Here is a 22,508-nt window from a genome sequence, read left to right as displayed (position 1 = left end):
TTCAGCCAGCGTCAGGCTCGTTCCGGGCGGCGGTCTCTTTTGGGGCGTTGCCGTTCTTGCTGATAGCGTCGAGAACGCCATTCACCAGACGGGCCTCGTCACCTGCAAAGAAACCATGGGCGACATCAAGATACTCATTGATCACGACGCGCGCCGGTGTGTCCTCACCCATCTCCCACAGAGCTGCGCGCAGCAGAGCCCGCAGCACGGGGTCAAGACGGGCAAGCGGCCAATTTGCCGGAAGCGCACCAACAAGAGCCTCGTCGATACGATCCTGAGCGAGGGTCGCGCCCTTGACGATCAGGCCGAACAGGCGAAAATCGGCATCGGGCACATAGCCCTCTTCAAAACCGTCTTCCTGGCTCGACCCCAGACGATGGCGCTGGAACTGATTGATGACCGTCTCGGCATTCTCGCCACCCTGCTCGCACTGGAACAGCGCCTGAACGGCCGCAACGCGGGCAACGGTGCGCGAACGCTTGGGCGGGTTCTTGGTCTGGGCTTGGTCGGTCATTGTCCTGTTTCCTTGTCTTTCTCACGCTCACCGGGAGCAGGCAGCAGCCCTCCCTCCTCGCCGGGACGCATATCCGTCAGGAGCTTCGAGAAAGCCTCTACTTCGCGAAAATCACGATACACACTTGCAAAGCGCACATAAGCGACACCGTCGATACTGTGCAATGCATCCATTGCCAATTCGCCGATGCGTGACGAAGAAATTTCGGCCTCGCCCGATGCTTCGAGCTGGCGAACCAGCCCGTTCACGATGCGCTCCTGCCGCTCTTCCTCGACCGGGCGCTTGCGCAGCGCGATGCGGATCGAGCGTGCCAGCTTGTCCCGATCGAAGGGAACGCGGCGCCCATCCATCTTTGTCACCACGAGTTCACGCAGCTGTACCCGTTCGATTGTCGTGAATCGCTGTGCGCAGCCGGCACAAACACGACGACGACGGATTGCCGCGCCATCATCAGTCGAACGACTATCCTTGACCTGCGTATCTTCATGGCCGCAGAACGGACAATTCATGAGAGTTTCCCCCTGATGGGCAGATGATGGCACGAACCCGGCCTGACGGACCGGGGGCAGAAAGGAGCGTATCGGTGAAAAGAGTGCAAGCTATTCTGGCAACGCTCGTGACAGTTTGCATGACGGGTGCGGCGTTTGCCCCGTCTGGAGCATGCGCACAGACGGACGATAATAGTCTTCCGGGGCAGAAAAACGCCAATCGCGACATCACGATAGATGGCTGGATACGGCGTGCCCCGCATTACCCCGGTCTGGCCGCCGCCTATTTCACAATCGTCAACAAGGGCCACGAGGCTCATCTGATCTCTGGCGTTACGTCGCCCGATTGCACCGATATCGAAGCGTTCCACAGCGAGCAGGAAGTCACGAGCCATACGGCAAGCCTGTTCTCGCATTTCACGATACCGGGTGACATGACCATGGTGTTTCCCGAAGGTGGCTATCACCTGATCTGTCGAAATTTTCCGGACACGGTCAAAATCGGTGACACTGTCCCCCTGACCTTCAAATATCTCGGCGGCTCCACCACCACGGCCAATTTCAAGCTTCACGATTAGCCTTGCGATGCCGTCTCGGCAGAAACGCTATTGTAATGGGGAATACGAGAATGCGTGCCCGCTCTCACCACCAGCCGCATTCTCTCCCCTATGAAATACCTATAAAAACGGAAAGTCCTGCCTCTGTTTTCACTATGGCCTGACGGGCGAAAACACCCCTTCTGAATAGGGGTAAAGAATTTGATAGGTCAGCTCATCCAGAACCGCTGCAGGGCAACAGCAACAATGGCGGTCATCCTTGCCGCCACGACTGCGATGCAGGAATCGGCCCATGCCGAGATCGCCCTGTTCAAGACGGCGTCCAACCCCTGGCTGCAGGGCATCAATCTCTCCGGCCTCATCGAAGGCGGCATCATGGCCAATCCGGCCCGCCCCGATAACGGCATCAATTTCGGCAATTTTCTTGGCGATCACGCCAATCAGGCGCAGCTGAACCAGATCAGCCTCACCCTCTCCAAGGCCATCGATCCGACCAAATCCGAATTTCAGGTCGGGTTCATGCTCGAGGCGCTTTACGGCTCTGACGCCCGTTATTACCACCTGCTCGGCCTGTCGAACAAAATGACGAGCGACCGGTACCAGCTTCTCCCGGCTCAGGCCCATGTCGATGTTCACGCACCGATCCTCTCAAAGGGCGGCATCGACATGCAGGCTGGCATTCTGCCAGCCCCCATGGGCGTCGAGGTGCTCGACCCGACGCTGCGTCCCTTCTACTCACTGGCCTATACGTCGCAGTATTCCGTGCCCTTCGAACATCTCGGCGCCATGTTCCACTGGCATGTCACCCCGATGCTCGATTTCAATTTCGGCGTCGATACCGGCAACCAGACCACATGGGGCCGCAATGACAACAACAATGCCGCAGCCGGGTATTTCGGATTCAACCTGAACGGCCTCGCCCATGGCAAGCTGAACATCGCCGAACTCTCCCGCGTCGGACCTGAAAACGCGGTTGCTGCCATTGGCCCGCGTGCCAATACGGCACAGCGCTGGTGGAATGACATTGCCGCCTTCTACACGGTCAATGACAAGCTGAGCCTGACGGGCGAATTCAACTTCCTGCATGATGATGGCCTGCGCGCCGAAACCTGGAGCGTCGTCACTTTTGCCGCCTACAAGATCACCCCGAGCCTGACCTTCAATTATCGCGGCGAGCTCTATCGCGATAACAGCGGCATGTTCGTCGTCAACTTCCTGACGAACCAAGCTTACATGAATGCCTTCCTTGGCGGCTATGCTCCGGTGCAGACGGCGCCAGCCACCACCTATGGTGCGCTGACGCTGGGCGTTACCTACCGGCCTGATCTGGGTCATGGCGTGCGCGTTTTCGCCCTGCGCCCCGAAATCCGCTTCGACCGCTCGCTCAACGGCACCTCGCCGTTCAACGATGGCCGCAATACAGGCATGTTCACCTTCGGTGGCGATGCCATGATCGGCTTCTGACAACAGGGGTCAGGGAGTGGCTTTGCATTTCCTGACCACCGCGCCGAAGATGTTCGGCCCACTCCAGCAAGATCCTGCACCCTAAATATCGAGTTGAGTCAGCTGCAGATCAAAATACCGACTAGCGCGACAATAAAGCACCGCAGGAGACATTTTCTGATTGAGGCGGTGCAGTTTCAGATGATGGATGGTCTGGAGCTTAAGAAGCTAGGTATCAGACAGAACGTCGATAACGGCGTCGCCGTAGCGCTTCAGCTTCGATGAGCCGACGCCCTTTATGAGGGCCAGCTCTTCAACCGTCTCGGGGTTTTCACGAGCAATCTCCGTGAGGACAGCGTCATGAAAAATGACATAAGGCGGGATTTCCTGCTCGCGCGCCTCATCACGCCGCCACTGACGCAATGCATCGAAGCGATGACGCTCCTGCTCATCCAGAGAGTCGACCAGCGTCGAGGTTGACACCCCTCTTTGAGCGCTCACCACAGGCTTTAGCGGATCGACGCGCAGACGCAGGCTCTCTTCGCCCCGTAAAAGCGGGCGGGCCGCTTCCACATCCAGGCCAAGCGCGCCGTGTTCGCCGCTCATCCTGATTGCGCCACGCGCAATCAGCTGGCGAATGACCCCGCGCCACCACTGCTCTGAATGCTCCTTGCCCACACCAAAAACCGTCAGATGCTGGTGGGCATGGCGCTCGATGGCTTCGGTCAGCTTGCCCCGCAGGACGGTTGTCAGATGTACGGCGCCAAAACGCTGGCCCGTACGATAGATCGTCGAGAGCACCTTTTGCGCGGCCTCGGTCCCGTCAAATGTCTGGGCCGGGTTTCGGCAGTTGTCACAATGACCGCAGGGCGCGGACAGAGCCTCGCCGAAACAGGCCAGAAGTGCCTGCGTTCGGCACTCGACAGTTTCTGTCAGCGCGATCATGCTCTCAAGACGCGCGTGCATGACCCGCTTCTCGGTATCGGGGGCTGTCGACTGCTCCAGCCAGTGACGCGCGCGCGCCATATCCTCGCCACCATAGAGCAGGAGCGTATCAGCAGGCTCGCCATCACGTCCGGCACGACCGATCTGCTGGTAATAGGCCTCCGGCGAGGCAGGCATGTCGAGATGAACCACGCAGCGCACATCGGGGCGGTCAATCCCCATGCCGAAGGCAACCGTCGCCACGATCACCATTGGTTCACCGCTGCGAAACCGCATAAGCGTCGCGTGCTTCTCCTGGGATGACAGGCCTGCGTGATAAGGCAAGGCATTGAAATCGCGCTCTCTGAGGCTTTTGGCCATGCGCTCGGTCCGGTTACGACTGCCGCAATAGACGATTGCCGCGTCTTCACGATGCGGCGCGAGCGCATCCTGAACCTGCTTCGTCTCAGACCCTTTTGGCAAGGCTGCCAGAAACAGATTGGGTCGATGGAAGCTCGACGTCAGCCGCTTCGCCTCGGGCATACCCAGCGCCAGCAGAATGTCGTCCTGCGTGCGTGAATCGGCGGTTGCCGTCAGGGCGATACGTGGCACACCGGGGAACACGCTCGGCAGATCGGCAAGAGCGCGATATTCGGGCCGAAATTCATGACCCCAGGCCGAGACGCAATGCGCCTCGTCGATCGCAAGTACCGAAACGGGGTTGCGTGCCAGCCAGCGCGCCGTACCGGGTGAGACAAGCCGCTCGGGAGAGATATAGAGGAGATCGATACGCCCTTCCCGCAGATCGGCGCGTGTCTGGTCGAGCCGGTCGGGAGGCAGTTCGGAATGAAGCGCCGCGGCATTGACACCAAGCTGGCGCAAGGCAGCCACCTGATCGTCCATCAACGCGATCAGCGGCGAGATGACGATGCCCATACCGTGGCGGCACAGGGCTGGCACCTGATAGCAGAGGCTTTTACCCCCGCCGGTGGGCATGATGACGAGAACGTCCTCGCCCGCCATGACTGCACTGATCACATCCTCTTGCTGTCCGCGAAAGGAGTCGAAGCCAAAGACGCGCTTGAGTACCGCATCCGGGGTTTCGTCAATGCCTGAAGCAGAGGGATCAGTGCCGGTCAAAGAGCAGAATGTATCGTGTTGTGGGAAGATCAGGGCGTCGAGGGATCGACTTCAATTGTTACCAGACGTGAGGCAACGCTTGCATCTTCGTTGTTCTTCGGCGGATGAGCAATCTGCGTGATCTGGGCACTGCCGATGCCGGCCTTCGTCAGGGCTGCGGCCACAATCTTGGCACGTTCCACAGACAGCATCTCATCGGCAGAGAGATTGCCGCGGGCGCCCGCATGACCGATCACTTCGACCGTCTTGGCATGATTGTCGCGCGCATCTGCGGCGGCCTTGTCAATAATAGCCTGTGCCGTTGGCGAAACCGTTGTCGAAGCGGGTTCGAAAAATACCGGATAGCGATCGCGATCGGCCCCGTTTGTACAGGCCGCGAGACCTGCGAGGGCGCAGACCGACAACATCACAGGCAGACGACGCATCATTATTTCCTTTTCGAATCGCCGTGACATCCACGGAGCCGTATTTCTGTCACTGCCGTGTGACACTCTTTCCGTCAAGCAGACCCACCCTGCGCCCCTCAGAGCGGAAGGGGATGCGCCTTTCCACCCTCAAGCCGCCAGGCGTGATCAAGTTTCTCTACCCCGGTCAGTCGATGGGCGATGAGAATGACCGTACGCCCCGTCATCGTGCGACCGAGCGTTTCCAGAAAGGCCCGTTCGGTTGCTGAATCGAGCCCGGTTGCGGGCTCATCAAGCACCATGACCTGCGCATCCTGCAGCAGGGTGCGCGCCAGGGCGATACGTCGGCCCTGCCCGCCAGAAAGCCTCGTACCACTCTCGCCAACCCAACTGTCCAGCCCGTCAGGCAGAGCCTGCACGGCTTCGGCAATTTCCGCCCGTTCGAGCGCATCCCACAGGCGCGCATCATCAACATTCTCACGGCCAAGCAGCAGGTTGTTGCGAATGGAATCCGCAAAAAGATGCGTCGCCTGCGACAGCCAGCCAATACGAGAACGCAGGCTCTCTGTATCAAGCGTGTCGAGCGTATGCCCTCCAAACAGGATCTGGCCGCTCTCTGGCGCCGCCACCTTGAGCAGCAAGGCAGCCAGGCTCGATTTTCCGGCTCCGGAAGGCCCGATCAACGCCACATGCTCGCCCGCATGTATCGTCATCGAGAGCCCATCCAGCACCGCCGCACGGCTGCCTCCCCAGCGGAAATGGACATCGCGCAGAACGATGTCGCCTCCCTCAGGCGCCAGACAACCAGCGGCAGCGGGTTTTTCCTGATCCGCAATCGCGACCACGCGCTGCGCCGCCTGGCTTACCTGCCCGGCGAGGACGCTGGTGCGCGCCAGAGTGGCGACAGACTCAAAGACGGTCCCCGTGAGGAAGACCAGCGCCACACCGGACAGAAAGCTCACTCCCAACCCGGCGATACCGGCAAGGGCCAATAAAATGACCGCCAGAGCCATCTGCCCACTGAGATAGGAAAATGCCCCTGCCCCTGCCATCGCCCGTTGCTGCGCGCGCTGGGCGTCATGCAAACGGGCTTCCTCACGGATGATACGCTCCGCCAGGCGGTCTTCACCGGAAAAGGCGCGCGCCTCACGCAGACCGGTTGCCAGATCGAGCGCTGCCACACGCAGCGATGATTCCGCATGGCGCATTTTGCCGCTTCGCTTCGCCGCTCGTTGCGCTGCGAGAAGCGGAACAAGCACGGCTGCAATCAGGAAAAGTCCGGCCAGCAGGACACCGAGATGCCAGTCCTGCCTGCCTGCAACAAGAGCGAGAACAGGAAGCGAAACCAGGATGCCCAGCACAGGCACGGCGATGCGCAGATAGAGATTATCGAGGAGTTCGATATCGCCCACCAGACGGTTCATCAGATCGCCAGCCCGACGAAAGCCAAGCCCAGCTGCCGCGCCTCTGGCAAGATGAGTGAAGAACCAGACACGCAAGGCGGCAAGAGCACGGAACATCGCATCATGCGCGAAGAGCCTCTCGGCGTACCGCAACACGATACGCGCCCCGCCGAAAAGGCGCAGCACCCCAAGGGCAAGGGCCGTCCCGACAGCCAGAGCCGAAACACCGAGACCCGCATTCCACATCAGCGCGAGGCTGCTCAACAATGCGAGAGCCGATAGCAGCAGACCGAAGCCCAGCCTGCCGTAGAATGGGCGCCAGATGCTCAATATGCGTCGCAGCGCGCCGCGCCTGTGGTGTAACTCGGCCTGACGGCGAGCCGTCATGCAGGGCGTTGCCTTCATGCTGTCACTCATGCGCATGGCTCCACTGATGCGGAAAGGTCAAGCTTCAGCGATTTCGTGCCGAGCGCCTTCATCGCCTGCGAATGGGCACTGAGGATCACGGTCCGCCCCTCGGAAAGACGACGCAGTGCCTCGATAATCCCGGCCTCGGTTTCCGGATCGAGATGGGCGGTGGGCTCATCGAGCAGCAGCAGCGGCGCATCCTTGAGATAGGCCCGTCCGATCGCCACACGTTGGGCCTGGCCGCCCGACAATCCGAAGCCCCCTTCACCGATGACTGTATCGAGCCCCTGGGGCAGGTCTTTCAGAAAATGGTCTATCGCTGCGGCCTCGATCGCGCGCTGCAAACGCATCTCGTCGGCATCGGGGCGGGCAAATAAAAGGTTCTCGCGCAGCGTGCCCGCGAACAGAACCGGTTTCTGACCGATCCAGGCAAGATGACGCGCAATGTCGCGACCTCGAAGCGTTGCGATATCGCGATCATTGAACCGGATGGTCCCAGCACTCGGCTTGATGAAACCAAGCAGCAACTCGATAAGGGTTGACTTGCCTGCGCCAGAGGGGCCGTCGAGCACGAGTATTTCATCAGGCGAGACCGAGAAATCGAGATCCTTGAAGACGTAAGGCGCTGTCTCATTCCAGCGATAGGAGAGTGCCTTTGCCTCGACGGTCACGACCAGAACCGGAGGCGCGAGGGCGGATTGGTCGTCCGTCCCCGGCAGGGACTCACCATTGTCGATTGCTTCCATGGCCTCAGCGGCACCCGCAGCATGGGCGCGATCCTGATAGGCCAGAGCAAGCCCCCGGAAGGGAGCAAAAAACTCCGGCACGAGGAAAAGCGCAAAGAGCGTTTCTGTAAAATGCGGCGCGGGATAGATGCTCGGCGCTGCGAAAGCATCGATATGAATGAAATGCCCCTGTGTCAGCACGATCATGATGATGGCAATCACCATGGCGATGTCGATCGCGGCTGAAGAAAGAAACGCGATACGGAGAATCTTCATCGTGCGTTTGCGCAGATCTTCAGCCGCACCCGACAACGCCTTGGCCTCGCGATCTGTCGCGTTTGACAAGACGATGGTCGCGATACCTCTGATCCTGTCAAGGAACCGCGCCTGCAAACGCACCATGGCCAGAAACTGGTTACGTGAGGCGAGAGCCGCCCCGATACCGAAAACCGCCTGGGAGACCGGAACAAGCGCGCCACAAACGGCCAGGATGAGCGCCGCGCGCGGATCGACCACAAAGACAGCCACCAGCACGAAAGCAGGAAACACCATCCAGGTCATGGAAGCGGGCAGCCAGCGGGCAAAATACCCGTCAAGCACCTCGATACGATCAACCAGCAGGGCGGCGATTTCAGCGGAGTGCTGGCGACGCAGCAGAGCAGGCCCAATGCCGATCACGGAATCCAGCACCGAGCGGCGAAGACGTTCCCGGGCGGCGATACCGGCGCGAGCGGCCAGATTTTCCTGGAAATACAGGCACAGGGCGCGACAGGCCGAGAGCACGGTAAAAGAAGCGATCAGGCCTAGCACCTGAGCTCCACGGGTCTGGAGCAGCGACCCGATGACGGAAGCCAGACACCAGGCCTGACCGATACCGATCAGCGTGTTGAGACACCCGACAGCGACTACGGGCAATGCCGCCCTTCTGGCTGGGCCGGATTGCTGCCGGACCCAGGCCCGTACCAGTTTCTTATCTACACCGCTCATGATGGGGGGATATAGGCAATCCGGGCACGAAACGGTAGAGTTCCACCAAAGAGATTGCAGAACATTAAGACAGCCTGCGGTGCTCACCGCCCGGAAAGTCGATGCCTGTGAGTGAGCTTTCCCCGACAGCCCTCAGATTGGCCTACGGAACTTTCCTGCCCCGCCCAGCGCAGTTCGTTGGACGAATGACATAGGGAGTCTTTGTTACGGCATCTGATGGCGCGCCCGGCCATGCAGGCCGTGCAGAAACGAAAAAACCCCGCCGCAATGCGACGGGGTTTCCTGCGTCCCTGAACCGTCTGAAAAGGCAGTTCAGGAAAACTGCGCCTCTTACTGGCCCGAGCTGGCCGGCATGCTGGAGGACGGCATCTTCATCGAGGGGTCCATCGGCATCGGAGCAGGTGCCGGAGCCGTTGCGCTGGCGGCAGGCGCTGCTGCCGGAGCCGTCACCGGAACCGGGGTCTGTGCCTGCTGCAGGCTGCGCGCGTTGAGGTCTTCGGTTGCTTCCGAACCCTTGGCGGCCTTGGCAGCCTTACCACCCTTCTTGTGCATTTCGCTCTTGCTGGCATGAGCCTTGTGCGGCGCGTGCTTGGCGAAAGCGGGGGTTGCAACAACGAAGGTGGCTGCCATCAGGGTAGCGCCCAGCTTGGAAAACTTCATGTCTCTTCCTTCCGATAGTCTGAAATCTGGAAGTTCCGAAAAGGCAGAGTGCCGCTAGGGAACTTTTCGATGACCACAGAACGTAACGGAAGTGGTGCGGTTGCGCTGTCTTGAAAAAACGAGAGCGTGATCAGTCTCTAATAACCGCACCGGGCTGGGAAGAGACGCCGTAAATATCGCGGGCGCGTTTTATAAAGGCCGATACCATCAGACGCACGCCTTCATTGAAGACGACACCGATCGCGTTCTGCAGCAGGCGCGACCTGAACTCGAAATCGACAAAGAAATCGACCAGACACCCACGGGCATCGGGGGTGAAGGTCCATACATTGTTCAGGTAACGGAACGGCCCTTTCTCGTAGCGCACGCGAATGCGGTTCGGGCGCTCGAGCGAAACGCGGCTGGTAAAGGTCTCGCGAAAGGGGCCAAACCCGACGGTAAGATCGGCAACCAGTTCCTGCTCGGTCCTGGATTTGACCGTGGCCTTGACGCACCACGGAAGGAATTGCGGATAGGCACCCACATCGGCCACGAGATCGAAAAGCTGTTCAGGACTGTAAGCGATCAGCCGTTGCTCGGCATGGGTGGGCATTTACTGTTTCTCCGACTGGAGCGGATCGAGCCCCAGCCTGTTTTGCCTCGCCTCTCTGAGCGCGGCGAAGTCGGAATCGGCATGATAGGAGGATCGCGTCAGCGGGCTGGCGCTCACCTGCAGGAAGCCCTTGGCACGCGCCATACGGGCATATTCGGCAAACTCATCCGGCGTCACGAATTTGGCGACGCCCGCATGTTTGGGCGTGGGCTGGAGATACTGGCCCATGGTGATAAAATCGACATCGGCAACGCGGAAATCATCCATGACCTGAGCCACTTCCATCTTCTCTTCTCCAAGCCCAAGCATGACGCCGGATTTGGTGAAGATCGAGGGATCGAGTGCCTTCACATCATCCAGCAGGCGCAGAGACTGGAAATAGCGCGCGCCTGGACGGATAGACGGATAAAGCCGGGGTACGGTTTCGATGTTGTGATTGAAAACATCGGGCCTGGCTTTGACCACCACCTCGAGCGCACCCGGCTTGCGCAGGAAATCCGGCGTCAGGATCTCGATTGTGGTGGTCGGCGAGGCTTCGCGAACACGGGCGATGGTCTGGGCGAAGTGCAGCGCCCCGCCATCGGCCAGATCATCGCGATCGACCGAGGTGATCACCACATGACGCAAGCCCAGTTTGGCAACAGCCTCTGCCACGCGCTGCGGCTCGTCACCATCCAGTGCCTTGGGCATGCCGGTAGTGACATTGCAGAACGAGCAGGCTCGGGTGCAGATCTCACCCATGATCATCATGGTCGCATGACGCTGCGACCAGCACTCACCGATATTCGGGCAAGCCGCTTCCTCACAGACCGTAACCAGCCTGTTGTCGCGCATGAGCTTGCGCGTCTCCTGATAGACTGGGCTGTTCGGCGCCTTGACCCTGATCCAGTCCGGCTTGCGCTGGATCGGATTGTCGGGCCGGTTGGCCTTCTCGGGATGACGGAGCGAGCCCGGCTTGCGGTGATCGATGGTGATACGCTGCATGGTCATGACTAGAAGTGGAGTGCTCCACCCCAGGCTGCAAGAACCGATTCATGCATCGTTTCCGAGATGGTCGGATGCGGGAACACCGTTTCCTTGAGTTCCGCCTCGGTCAGCTCGGAGGTGCGCGCAATCACGTAGCCCTGGATCATTTCCGTTACTTCGGCACCGATCATATGCGCGCCGAGCAACTCGCCGGTTTCTGCGTCGAAAATGGTCTTGGTCAGGCCATCGGGCTCACCCATGGCCAGTGCCTTGCCATTGGCCATGAACGGGAACCGACCGATCTTGAGCTTGCGGCCCGTTGCCTTTGCCTTCTCTTCCGTCAGACCGACAGACGCCACTTGCGGACGGCTATAGGTGCAACCCGGAATATTGAGCGGATGCAACGGCTCGGGGTCGTGTCCTGCGATCTTCTCGACGCAGATCACACCTTCATGGCTTGCCTTGTGGGCAAGCCATGGCGCGCCAGCCACGTCACCGATAGCCCACAGACCCGGCTCGCCGGTACGGCAGAACTCATCGACGATGATATGTGTCTTGTCGATCTTCACCTTGGTCTTTTCCAGACCGAGATCCTCGACATTGCCAACGATACCAACCGCCAGAATCACTTTATCGACAACGAGATCATGCGATCCGGATGCCGTGGTGATCTGGGTGGAGACGGTGCCGTCCTTCTTGTTCAGCGGGCCGACCTTGGCGCCCGTCAGCACCTTGATCCCCTGCTTTTCGAACGCCTTCTGCGCCATGGCGCTGATTTCGGCATCCTCGGCAATCATGATCCGGTCGGCAACTTCGGCAATGGTCACTTCCGCGCCCATATTCCGATAGAAGGAGGCGAATTCAACCCCGATCGCTCCGGAGCCGATGACCAGCAGACGCTTGGGCAATTCCTTGGGGACCATCGCCTCGCGATAGGTCCAGACCAGCTCGCCATCGGGCTCGAGCCCAGGGAAGTGGCGAGCACGGGCGCCAGTCGCCAGAATGACATCGGGAGCAGCAATGCGCGTGACTTCCGCGCCGTCCTTGCTGACCGCTACCACATGCGCATTGCCGTCACGACCTGCCAGTTTCGCACGGCCGTCGAACACCTTGACCTTGGCCTTCTTGAGAAGGCCGGAGACGCCACGTGACAGCTGACGCGATACCGCCCGCGACCGGGCGACGACCTTTTCGAGATCGAAGCTCACCTTTTCGGCGCTGAAACCGAACTCGGCGAGGTTATGCAGCTGATGGTTCAGTTCAGAAGCGCGCAGCAGTGCCTTGGTCGGGATGCAGCCCCAGTTGAGGCAGATGCCGCCCAGATGGGTGCTTTCGACAACCGCGACATTCTTGCCAAGCTGTGCGGCACGCAGGGCGGCGACATACCCGCCCGGACCGCCGCCAACGACGATCAGATCGAATTTGTCCATGGCTCAGATCACCAGACGATAGGGGTTTTGAACGATGTCACGCAGCGCGTTCAGCCATTGAGCGCCAAGCGCCCCATCGACCGCACGGTGATCGACGGAAAGCGTGGCCGTCATGACGGTCGCCACCGCAAGCTGGTCCCCACGCACAACAGCGCGCTTCTCACCCGCTGCAATAGCCAGAATACCGGCCTGAGGCGGATTGATGATGGCGGAGAACTCACGCACACCGAACATACCCATGTTCGAGATCGAGAACGTGCCACCCTGAAACTCTTCGGGTTTCAGCTTGCCATCGCGTGCACGCTTGGCCAGATCGCGCGCTTCTGCACTGATCTCACGCAAGGATTTACGATCGGCCTGACGGATGATCGGTGTGATCAGACCATCAGGGATGGAAACAGCCATCGAGATATCGATATCGGGGAAATGCAGTGTCTCGGCTTCGGTGAACTGCACGTTCAGACCAGGGCAGCCACGCAGCGCAAGCGCCACGGCCTTGATCATCATGTCGTTGACCGAGATCTTGAACTGCCCCTCGCCTTCATTCGGCGATGCGGCGTTAAGCTGGGCGCGCAGCGCAAGCAGCGCGTCGAGTTCGATATCGACAGCCACATAGAAATGCGGGACGTTCTGCTTGGACTCGCTCAGGCGACGCGCGATGACCTTGCGCATCGTGGAGTTGGCAACACGTGTCACTTCTGCCGGTGCCGATGTTGTCACTTCGGCTTTGGCGGGTGCCGCGACCTGCGCATTCTCGACATCGCGACGCAGAATACGGCCATTGGGGCCCGTACCCTTCACGCCAGACAGATCGAGCCCCTTCTTCGCAGCGATACGACGCGCGAGAGGTGACGCAAACACGCGCTTGCCCGATGATGCCGCGGCAGGCGTAGCATGCGAGGGCACAGTCGGCGCAGAGGCGGCCTCGGCAGAAGCTGGCTGGGCTGCCGTCTGCGGGGCAGGCTCGGCCTTCTTTGCAGGCGCCGCCTCAGCCTTTTCCGGCACGGCTTCGCCCTCTTCGACGAGGATGGCGATGGGCGAGTTGACCTTCACCCCTTCGGTCCCTTCCGGCACGACAATGCGGCCGAGAATGCCCTCATCGACGGCTTCTACTTCCATCGTTGCCTTGTCGGTCTCGATCTCGGCGATCAGATCGCCGGACTTCACCGTGTCGCCCTCTTTCTTCAGCCAGCGCGAGACCGTTCCTTCGGTCATGGTCGGCGAAAGCGCGGGCATCAGAATATTGATAGCCATGGTCGCAGCCCCTCAGAACAGTTTGCGAACCGCGTCCACCACCCAGTCAGGCTGCGGAAGCGCATGTTTTTCGAGATTGGCGGCATAAGGCAGCGGGATATCGAGACCGCAGACGCGCGCGGGCGGGGCATCGAGATAATCGAAGGCCTGTTCACACGCTACGGCGCAGATCTCGGCGCCGATACCGGCCACGGGCCAGCCTTCCTCGACGGAGACGATGCGGCTCGTCTTCTTCACACTGTTGACGATGGTCTCGGTGTCGAGCGGACGGATTGTACGCAGATTGATGACTTCAGCCTCAATCCCCTGCTCTGCCAGCTTGGCCGCGGCTTCAAGCGCCACACCAACCATGATCGAGAACGCGACGAGGGTCACGTCCTTGCCTTCACGCTCGATCTTCGCCTTGCCGATCGGCAGGATGAAATCCTCATCGACCGGGCAAGGGAATTTCTGCCCGTAGAGAATTTCGTTTTCGAGCACGATTACCGGGTTCGGGTCACGAATGGCGGCACGAAGCAGGCCCTTGGCATCTTCAGACGACCAGGGGGCAACCACTTTCAGGCCCGGCACATGGGCATACCAGCTTGCATAGCACTGCGAATGCTGGGCACCGACGCGCGCAGCCGCGCCATTGGGGCCGCGGAACACGATCGGACAGCCCATCTGGCCACCCGACATGTAGAGCGTCTTGGCTGCGGAGTTGATGATATGATCGATGGCCTGCATCGCGAAGTTCATAGTCATGAATTCGACAATGGGCTTGAGGCCGGTCAGCGCTGCACCAACGGCCATGCCGGTAAAGCCATGCTCGGTGATCGGCGTGTCGATGATACGCCTCTCGCCGAACTCGTCGAGCAGACCCTGGCTGACCTTGTAGGCGCCCTGATACTGGGCCACTTCCTCACCGAGCAGGAAGACATCCTCGTCACGACGCAGCTCGGCGGCCATGGCGTCACGCAGCGCTTCACGCACGGTGATGACAGAAGTCTCGCCCCATTCGCGATCCGGTGTTGCCACCAGGTCCTTCGGCTTTTCGGGCGCCTTCTCTTCAACTGCGGTCTGCGCGGCCGGAGTCTGGGCTGCTGCCGGGCCGTTTTCGAGCGCCGAAATATCCTCGCCTTCTTCGGCAATGATGGCAATCTGCGTGTTTACGGCAACGTTTTCCGAGCCTTCCGGCACCAGGATCTTCGCGAGGATGCCGCTATCGACAGCCTCGACTTCCATGGTGGCCTTGTCGGTCTCGATCTCGGCAATCACATCGCCAGAGTTGATCTTGTCACCCTGCTTTACCGTCCATTTGGAAAGCGTGCCTTCGGTCATGGTAGGCGAAAGAGCCGGCATGAGAACAGGAGCGGCCATAACTTACGCCTCCACCAGAATATCGGTCCAAAGTTCGGAGAGATCGGGCTCAGGGCTGTTCTGGGCGAAATCGGCAGCGTCATTGACAATCTGCTTCACTTCGGCGTCGATCGCCTTGAACTCTTCATCGCTGGTGCCCTTGTCGCTCAGGAGCTTGTGCAGCGCCTCGATCGGGTCACGCGTGCGGCGCATTTCCTCGACCTCCGAGCGGTCGCGATAACGCGCCGGATCGGACATCGAGTGACCGCGATAGCGATAGGTTTCCATTTCGAGCAGGAAGGGTCCCTTGCCTGCGCGGCAATGGGCGACAGCTTCCTGAGCGGCTTCATGCACGGCAAACAGGTCCATGCCATCGACCTTGCGTCCGGGAATTTTCCACGGTGCGCCGATCTGCGAGAGATCATGGGCGGCGGCGCTGGAGCGCTCGACGCTCGTGCCCATGCCGTAGCGATTGTTCTCGATCACATAGATGCAGGGCAGCTTATGCAGGGCGGCGAGATTGAAGCTCTCGTAAACCTGGCCCTGCTGGGCCGCACCCTCGCCGAAATAGGCCACGCCCACTTCATCGGTGCCGCGGTATTTATTGGCGAAGGCAAGGCCCGTACCGATGGCTACCTGGGCCCCCACGATGCCATGGCCGCCGTAGAAATTCTTCTCGCGGGAGAACATGTGCATCGAGCCGCCCTTGCCGTGCGAATAGCCGTCCTTGCGTCCGGTCAGCTCGGCCATCACGCCCCCTGGGCTCATGCCCATCATGAGCATGTGAGCGTGGTCACGATACGAGGTAACGATCTTGTCGCCCGGCTTCATGGCCAGCGACATGCCGACGATCACGGCTTCCTGCCCGATATAAAGATGGCAGAACCCGCCGATGAGCCCCATGCCGTACAGCTGTCCGGCCTTTTCCTCGAAACGGCGGAGCAACAGCATATCGCGATATGCCGTACGAACGGTCTCCAGTGGCAGGATCGGTCCGTTGTGATCCGCGAGCGGCTGAGCCGCCCCTTTATGGGCTTTGCCGGACATGCTGAGTATCTCCTGAGCCTGACTGATGCGCCATGCGCAATTCAGGGACCGGTATTTACCAGTCCCGTTGCGCAAGTCCACAACCTAAGCTGTTAATATGTGCGTTAGAGCGTCCCGAGAAGGCGGCGGGCAGCAAGGCCCGGGTCTTCTTCTCTCAGGAGACTTTCGCCAACAAGAATGCCACTTGCCCCTACCGCACCGACCCGTTTCACATCTTCGAGCGTACGAATGCCGCTCTCCGAAACAAGGATGCGATCAGGGGGTACAAGCGGTGCGAGTCTGGCCGTCGTGTCGAGATCGGTAACCAGACTGCGCAGATTGCGGTTATTGATGCCGATCAGCGAGGTATCAAGCGCCAAGGCACGGTTGAGTTCCGCCTCGTCATGCACCTCGCAGAGCACATCGAGATCGAGCCCGCGCGCCAGGGCGATCAACTCGGCTGCCTCGGCGTCGGTCAGGGCAGAGAGAATGATCAGGATGCAGTCAGCACCAATCAGACGGCTCTCATGCACCTGCCAGGGTTCAAGAATGAAATCCTTGCGCAGGATGGGCAGCGGGCAGACTTCCTTGACCGCCTTGAGATCCTCGATCGAGCCGTGGAAGCACGAGCCTTCGGTGAGAATGGACAGGCAGATCGCCCCTGCTGCCTCATAGGATTTTGCAATACCGACCGGATCGTAATCGGGCCGCAGGATACCGGCTGAAGGCGAGGCCTTCTTGATTTCCGCAATCAGGCCAACGCGCTGGTCAGCTGCCATCTGCTTGAGCGCCTGACCAAAGCCGCGCGTCGGCACATTGACCTCACGAGCACGTGCCGTGATTTCCTTGAGCGGCATGATCAGGGCGCGTTGTTCGACATCGATACGGGTTCGCGCACAGATACGGGCCAGCACGTCGGGCATGTCACGCCCGGATACGGGAAGAGCCGTGTCTTCCTGCACGATCGTACCCGGCACCTGCACATCCGGATAGCCGGAAGGCGTGTCATGAATAGGTGTGGACGATTGATCGGTCATGTTAGTCCTGACGTGTGGATCAAAGAGGATGAGCGAACCGGCTCGGCAGGTCGGTGGCTACCCTGCTGGGCATGAACGAGAGCAGAAAGCGCGAGCCCGCTATCGATGGCATTGGCTGCGATCTCGACATTCCTGCGCAGGAGAGTGGGGACGATCGTACCGTTTTCAAGAATGGTCGACCGACCGGCGACGTGAAGCGCCACAGCCGCATTCAGCAAGACGGTATCGCGATAGGCCCCCTCCTGCCCGGAGAGCATGTCGAGCAGCTTGCCGGCATTATGTGTGGGGTCGCCCCCGGCAATATCGGCAATCGGGCGGCGCGCCAGACCGGCCATATCGGGTGTGAGAACAAGTTCGAGAAAGCGCTCATCATCCCAAGCACGAATATGCGAGACACCAGCCAGCGTGATCTCGTCACTCCCGCCAAGGTCGGTCTCGCCGTGGACGGCCCAGACACGCTCGGCACCGAGAGAGGCCATGGTTTCGACCACAGGGCGCAGCCAGCGATCGTCATAGATACCGATCATCTGACGGCGCACCTGCGCCGGATTGCACAACGGCCCGATGAGATTGAAAATGGTGCGAAAGCCCAGCGTCGTGCGTACTGGCGCTGCAAAGCGCATGGCGGGGTGATGCAAAGGCGCCGCCAGAAAAGCGAGATGCCCGTCACGCAGGCGTCTTGCCTGCTCCTCAAGGTCGTCGCAGGGCGCGATGCCGAGCGCCATGAGCGTGTCAGTGGCGCCCGCCCGCGAGGAAAGGGCACGATTGCCATGTTTGGCAACCGGAACACCCAGCCCGGCGAGAACGAAAGCAACAGCTGTCGACACGTTGAGCGTCCCCAGCCCATCGCCCCCTGTACCGCAGACATCCATGGCATCTTCAGGAGCAAAAGGCAGGCTGGTCATGCATGCCCGCACGGCCCTCACGGCCCCGCTCAGTTCATCAACCGTTTCACCCCGCAGCCTGAGCGCCATCAGGATGGCGGCAAGCTGCTCGGCGGGGACGGTGCCCTGCATGATACGGGAGAAAAGGGCCTCGGTCTCTTCTTGGGTCAGCCGCCTGCCCTCGGCGAGATGACGCAGCGTCATGGTCAGGCTGCCAGCATGGGTATCCATTCAGGCCGCTTGCCTTTTCTGACGCGCTGCCCGGGCGATGTTGAGGAAATTCGCCAGCATCATCTGACCATCTTCAGATGCGATGCTTTCAGGGTGGAACTGAACCCCATGGACGGCCAGCGTGCGGTGACGCACCCCCATCACCACGCCATCTGCCGAGCGGGCATTGACGATAAGCGTGTCGGGAATCGTTTCCGGCGCAAGCGTCAGGCTGTGATAACGCGTGGCCTGGGTCGGGCTCGCAAGCCCCTGAAACACGCCAGTGCCGTCATGAAGGATCGCATCGACCTTGCCGTGCATCGGGCGTGGTGCGCGCACGACGCTCGCGCCGAATACCTGACCGATAGCCTGATGGCCAAGACAGACACCCAGAACCGGGATCGTCGGTGCCGCTGCCTCGATGAGAGCGCAGCAGATACCGGCCTCGTTGGGCGAGCATGGACCGGGCGAGATCACGATGGCCTCCGGCTTGAGGGCCAGAGCCTCTTCCACACTCAGCGCATCGTTTCGCCAGACCGCGCATGCCTCGTCAAGCGCCCCGAAATGATGGACGAGGTTGAACGTGAAACTGTCGTAGTTGTCGATCAGCAATATCATGGCATCAAGATGGCGTCGTCTCGGGTGAAGGTCAAATTCGGTTACATTCCGGCGCTGTCGCTGGCCTGCTGAACCGCGAGTTCGGCGGCACGGAAAATGGCGCGCGACTTGTGACGCGTCTCCATTTCCTCACTAGCCGGGTCGCTATCGGCAACGACACCGCATCCAGCCTGCACATACATCCGCCCCTTGTTTAGAATCGCCATACGCAGCCCGATACAGGTATCCATGTCACCATCGGCCCCGATATAACCGATGCATCCGGAATAGGGCCCACGACGGGTCACTTCCAGTTCGTCGATGATCTCCATAGCCCTAATCTTCGGGGCGCCCGTCAGGGTTCCGGCAGGAAATGCCGCAGAGAGCGCGTCAAGCGCGTCGCATTCCGGCCTGATGACACCCTGAACGGTCGATGAGATATGCATCACATGGCTGTAGCGTTCGACCACGAAGGACGACGGAACGGTCACGGAGCCCATGCGGGCGACGCGGCCCACATCGTTACGGCCCAGATCGATCAGCATCAGATGCTCGGCACGCTCCTTCTGATCGGCAAGCAACTCCGCCTCGAGACGCTCATCAGCCTCGCGGTCAACGCCACGCGGACGCGTTCCCGCCAGCGGACGCACGGTGACAGCCCCTTCGCGCAGACGCACAAGAATCTCGGGGGACGAACCCACAAGCGAGAAACCATCCATCTCGACCAGAAACAGGAACGGCGCCGGATTGACCCGACGCAGGGAGCGGTAAAGCGCCAGAGCCGGGAGCGGAAACGCCGTCTCGAAACGCTGACTGGGCACAATCTGGAAGGCATCGCCCGCAGCAATATAGTCCTGCGCCTTGCGAACCTTCGCCATGAACGCTTCCGCCGATACGGTCGAGACTGGCGCGGCGAGCTCGGTGCCTTTGGCAAGCGTACAGGCCGCATCGAGCGGCGCCTCGACCAGCGCTGCGCGGGCACGATCGAGCAGCGCCTGCGCAGCGTCGCGCGACAACCCGCCTTCTCGCATCGGCACAGCAAGATAAAGCTCGTCACGCACCGAATCGAAAACCGCAAACAGGCTTGGACGCATCATCACGCCGTCAGGCAGATGCAGATCATCCGGTGGCGCGTCAGGCAGAGCCTCCATCTGGCGCACCATGTCATAGCCGAGATAGCCGAAAACCCCGCCGATCATTGTCGGCAGACCCTCAGGCAATTCTGCCCGGCTCTCTTCAACAAGCTTACGCAGCGAAACGAGAGGCTTGTCGGCACTTTCCTCAAACACGGAACCCGGCTCGAACAGCGCAGTATTGACTGAAGCCACACCGTGAGCGCAGCGCCAGACCAGATCGGGCAGCATGGCGATAACCGAATAACGCCCTCTTGTTGCCCCGCCCTCGACGCTCTCAAAGAGCAGGCGATAGGGACGCCCCTCCCCTGATTGAGGCACGAGCGAAGAGAGCTTCATGAACGCCGAGACCGGCGTCAGCAGATCGGCAGCCTCAATGCTGTAGAGGAACTCTGCTGTCATTGCTGACCTGCCACACTGCTCATGACCTGCTGGAGCACAGGCATATTCGGCACCGGCTTGAATTCGCTCTCGAGGCTATGCACGAAAACGGTCGGAACATCGCCCTGGATCGTCTGCTCGAGCTGCCCCTGCATATTCTCACGCAATGCCTTGGTGCTCTCCGGGCTCGCGGCTTCCGTGCCGGTAACCGTAAAGACGTAGAGCGCGTCGCCGACGGCGATCATGCCGGTCTTGCCCGGTTTGGTCGCGAAAATCTCCGAAAGGAGTGCGGAAGGCAGGCCGCCATTCTGCATTCTTGAAATCGGCAGATCCTTCTGCATGGCAGCGGCGTCGGTCGTGCCTGCCACGGCCTTTTCAAGACCGCCGGATTTACGGGCGGCGAGCATGATCGTGGTCGCGCGCTCATCGGCCAGACGCATCTGCTGCGCCTTGAGCCAGTCATGACCAACCTGCTCGCGCACGCTTTCATAGGGCTTCACATGGCCGGGTTCGATCGAGTCCACGAGCACGGCAAAGCCGCTATTGGACGGACCATTGATCAGGGTCGGCTTCTCACCCTGCTTTTGCGAAAAGATGCGTGCGATGATCGCCTTGCGTGTCGCGTCGTCACCCGGCAGAGGCGCCACTTCGCCATCCTTGGTCAGACCCTGCGCATCGAGCGACCCCTGAGCGGGGACAGCCCCCAGATCGGTTGGCACCTGCTCGAGATCGGCGCTGCCTGCAATCGCATCCTGCAATGAGGCGAAACGCTGAGCGAGGAGCTGAGGCGCCTGTGAGCGGGCGACCTCATCGCGGATTTCAGCTTTCGCCTGATCGAAATCTGTCTTGTGCGGCGGCGTGATGGCTGTCACGCGAAACACGACCCAGCCCGTCGGCGTCTGGATTGGCCCGATGACCGAATTGGCAGCAGATGCAAAAGCTGCCTTTGCCAGTTCGGGGCTGGGAATGTCGATCTCGCGTGCATGCGGGAAGGCGACAGAAGCAGCAGATGGGTTGGCCTTCTGAATTGCCTCCCAGTCGGCATTCGCCTTCCAGGTGGTCGCCAGCGCCTCGGCAGCATCGCGGCTCTGAACGGTCAGAACCTCGATATCACGGGTCTCGGGCACGTTGTATTTCGCGCTCTCGAAATCATAGATCTGGCGAAGCTGTGTGTCCGGCACGGTAAGACCCCGCGCCACACTTTCTGCCGAGAGCAGAACAATCTTGGCGTGGCGATATTCGGCAGAGCGGTATTGCGCCTGGTGATTGTCGTAGAAACGACGCAACTGGGCCTCTTCAGGCGCTGTCGGAACCGTCACGCCATCGCTGTCTATGCGCAACAGATCCGTCCTGAACTGACGCGTGTTATAGGCTAGCAGCTGGTCGAGCACCGAAGCTGGTACGACCATCGTCTTGCCGAGGCCTTCCAGCAGGTCGCGCGCGCCGAGATCGTCACGCACCGAGTCGAGAAAAGGCTTTTCCTGCAACCCGAGCTGCCGGAGCTTGGTATCGAAAATCTTGCGGTCGAAACGACCATCCGTTCCCTGAAAAACCCGGTAGCCGAAGATCTCGTTCCGCACCAACGCATCGGGAACCTTCATTCCATTGCGATCAGCAAGGGCCAAAACTTCTTTCTGCGCCAGAAGACGCTGCAACACACCTTGCGCCACTTCACGGCGCATGGCGGGCGTCAGCTGAGACGGATCGGTCAGCCCCATCTGCTGGGCAACGGCTGGCAGCTGGTTGCGAATGCTCCGTTCGAGTTCTTCTGCGCTGATCCTGCGTGTTGCGACCGTCACGACACTGTCGACCTGGGCCTGATTATATTTGCCCAGCATGTCGCCCACACCCCATCCCACAAAGGCGAGAAAAATGAGGAGAGCGATGAGCCGCCCGATCCAGGAGTCGACAACAAAATGCCGCAAAGTCGAAATCATACGCGCTTGAGATCCGCAATTCGCCAGGGATTGAAGCACAGGACCATAGTAGCAGACGCCCATCTTGACC

At 60.4% G+C, this 22,508-nt stretch carries 20 protein-coding genes; 2 read left to right on the top strand and 18 right to left on the bottom strand.

Translation table 11 applies throughout. The annotated features are described in order from the left end of the window. Position 1 precedes the first annotated feature (1 nt). Together nusB and nrdR are read right to left on the bottom strand one after the other, a co-directional pair. Entirely contained in the window at positions 2-514 is a 513-nt protein-coding gene (gene nusB / locus IEV53_RS08555; RefSeq protein ID WP_188426373.1) for a transcription antitermination factor NusB, read from the bottom strand. Then, positions 511-1,023, bottom strand: coding sequence for a transcriptional regulator NrdR (gene nrdR, locus IEV53_RS08550; protein ID WP_188426372.1), 513 nt, complete (start codon positions 1,021-1,023; stop codon positions 511-513). Before nrdR ends, nusB begins: the two co-directional genes overlap by 4 nt. A gap of 74 nt (positions 1,024-1,097) precedes the next feature. Between nrdR and IEV53_RS08545 the strand changes: the two genes are divergently transcribed. Further along, positions 1,098-1,580: a copper chaperone PCu(A)C gene (locus IEV53_RS08545; RefSeq protein WP_188426371.1), complete on the top strand. Its 483-nt coding sequence runs from the start codon at positions 1,098-1,100 to the stop codon at positions 1,578-1,580. Between the two features lie 225 nt (positions 1,581-1,805). Continuing rightward, positions 1,806-3,023, top strand: a complete 1,218-nt coding sequence (locus tag IEV53_RS08540) for an outer membrane beta-barrel protein (RefSeq protein ID WP_188426370.1) — start codon at positions 1,806-1,808, stop codon at positions 3,021-3,023. 207 nt (positions 3,024-3,230) lie between these two features. Here the strand turns inward: IEV53_RS08540 and recQ are convergent, their stop codons facing one another. The 16 genes from recQ to IEV53_RS08460 all read right to left on the bottom strand — a co-directional run bounded on the left by recQ (position 3,231) and on the right by IEV53_RS08460 (position 22,438). After that, positions 3,231-5,066, bottom strand: coding sequence for a DNA helicase RecQ (gene recQ / locus IEV53_RS08535; RefSeq protein WP_229719780.1), 1,836 nt, complete (start codon positions 5,064-5,066; stop codon positions 3,231-3,233). Positions 5,067-5,095: 29 nt separating this feature from the next. Continuing rightward, a complete protein-coding gene (locus tag IEV53_RS08530; RefSeq protein ID WP_188426369.1) occupies positions 5,096-5,494 on the bottom strand; it encodes an OmpA family protein in 399 nt (132 codons plus the stop codon). Positions 5,495-5,589: 95 nt separating this feature from the next. Continuing rightward, positions 5,590-7,290, bottom strand: coding sequence for a thiol reductant ABC exporter subunit CydC (cydC, locus tag IEV53_RS08525; RefSeq protein ID WP_229719779.1), 1,701 nt, complete (start codon positions 7,288-7,290; stop codon positions 5,590-5,592). Beyond that, the gene (cydD, locus tag IEV53_RS08520; protein ID WP_188426368.1) at positions 7,287-8,993 is read right to left on the bottom strand and encodes a thiol reductant ABC exporter subunit CydD; all 1,707 of its coding nucleotides are present in this window, start codon (positions 8,991-8,993) and stop codon (positions 7,287-7,289) included. The genes cydC and cydD overlap by 4 nt, the downstream gene beginning before the upstream one ends. 330 nt (positions 8,994-9,323) lie before the next feature. Next, positions 9,324-9,653, bottom strand: a complete 330-nt coding sequence (locus IEV53_RS08515; protein WP_188426367.1) for a hypothetical protein — start codon at positions 9,651-9,653, stop codon at positions 9,324-9,326. A gap of 130 nt (positions 9,654-9,783) precedes the next feature. Continuing rightward, complete coding sequence (locus IEV53_RS08510) at positions 9,784-10,245, bottom strand: type II toxin-antitoxin system RatA family toxin (RefSeq protein ID WP_188426366.1); 462 nt, start codon at positions 10,243-10,245, stop codon at positions 9,784-9,786. Then, the gene (lipA, locus tag IEV53_RS08505; protein WP_371869853.1) at positions 10,246-11,229 is read right to left on the bottom strand and encodes a lipoyl synthase; all 984 of its coding nucleotides are present in this window, start codon (positions 11,227-11,229) and stop codon (positions 10,246-10,248) included. Positions 11,230-11,237: 8 nt separating this feature from the next. After that, positions 11,238-12,641 carry a dihydrolipoyl dehydrogenase gene (gene lpdA, locus IEV53_RS08500; RefSeq protein ID WP_188426364.1) on the bottom strand — a complete coding sequence of 468 codons (1,404 nt, stop codon included), beginning with the start codon at positions 12,639-12,641 and terminating at the stop codon, positions 11,238-11,240. Between the two features lie 3 nt (positions 12,642-12,644). After that, positions 12,645-13,895, bottom strand: a complete 1,251-nt coding sequence (locus IEV53_RS08495) for a pyruvate dehydrogenase complex dihydrolipoamide acetyltransferase (protein ID WP_188426363.1) — start codon at positions 13,893-13,895, stop codon at positions 12,645-12,647. A gap of 12 nt (positions 13,896-13,907) precedes the next feature. Next, complete coding sequence (locus tag IEV53_RS08490) at positions 13,908-15,254, bottom strand: pyruvate dehydrogenase complex E1 component subunit beta (RefSeq protein WP_188426362.1); 1,347 nt, start codon at positions 15,252-15,254, stop codon at positions 13,908-13,910. Positions 15,255-15,257: 3 nt separating this feature from the next. Beyond that, positions 15,258-16,280: a pyruvate dehydrogenase (acetyl-transferring) E1 component subunit alpha gene (gene pdhA, locus IEV53_RS08485; protein WP_188426361.1), complete on the bottom strand. Its 1,023-nt coding sequence runs from the start codon at positions 16,278-16,280 to the stop codon at positions 15,258-15,260. A 104-nt stretch (positions 16,281-16,384) separates the two neighbouring features. After that, complete coding sequence (trpC, locus tag IEV53_RS08480; protein WP_188426360.1) at positions 16,385-17,296, bottom strand: indole-3-glycerol phosphate synthase TrpC; 912 nt, start codon at positions 17,294-17,296, stop codon at positions 16,385-16,387. Further along, the gene (trpD, locus tag IEV53_RS08475) at positions 17,293-18,411 is read right to left on the bottom strand and encodes an anthranilate phosphoribosyltransferase (protein WP_229719778.1); all 1,119 of its coding nucleotides are present in this window, start codon (positions 18,409-18,411) and stop codon (positions 17,293-17,295) included. The genes trpC and trpD overlap by 4 nt, the downstream gene beginning before the upstream one ends. Next, entirely contained in the window at positions 18,412-19,008 is a 597-nt protein-coding gene (locus IEV53_RS08470; protein ID WP_188426359.1) for an anthranilate synthase component II, read from the bottom strand. A 41-nt stretch (positions 19,009-19,049) separates the two neighbouring features. After that, positions 19,050-20,522 (bottom strand): anthranilate synthase component I, encoded by a 1,473-nt coding sequence (gene trpE / locus IEV53_RS08465; protein ID WP_188426358.1) that lies wholly within the window; start codon positions 20,520-20,522, stop codon positions 19,050-19,052. Beyond that, positions 20,519-22,438 carry a peptidylprolyl isomerase gene (locus tag IEV53_RS08460; protein ID WP_188426357.1) on the bottom strand — a complete coding sequence of 640 codons (1,920 nt, stop codon included), beginning with the start codon at positions 22,436-22,438 and terminating at the stop codon, positions 20,519-20,521. The genes trpE and IEV53_RS08460 overlap by 4 nt, the downstream gene beginning before the upstream one ends. Between the last annotated feature and the right edge of the window lie 70 nt (positions 22,439-22,508).

Source organism: Asaia siamensis (assembly GCF_014635085.1).
Lineage (GTDB): Bacteria > Pseudomonadota > Alphaproteobacteria > Acetobacterales > Acetobacteraceae > Asaia > Asaia siamensis.
The sequence above is the reverse complement of the archived record's forward strand: the minus strand, read 5'-3'. Positions and strand labels throughout refer to the sequence as shown.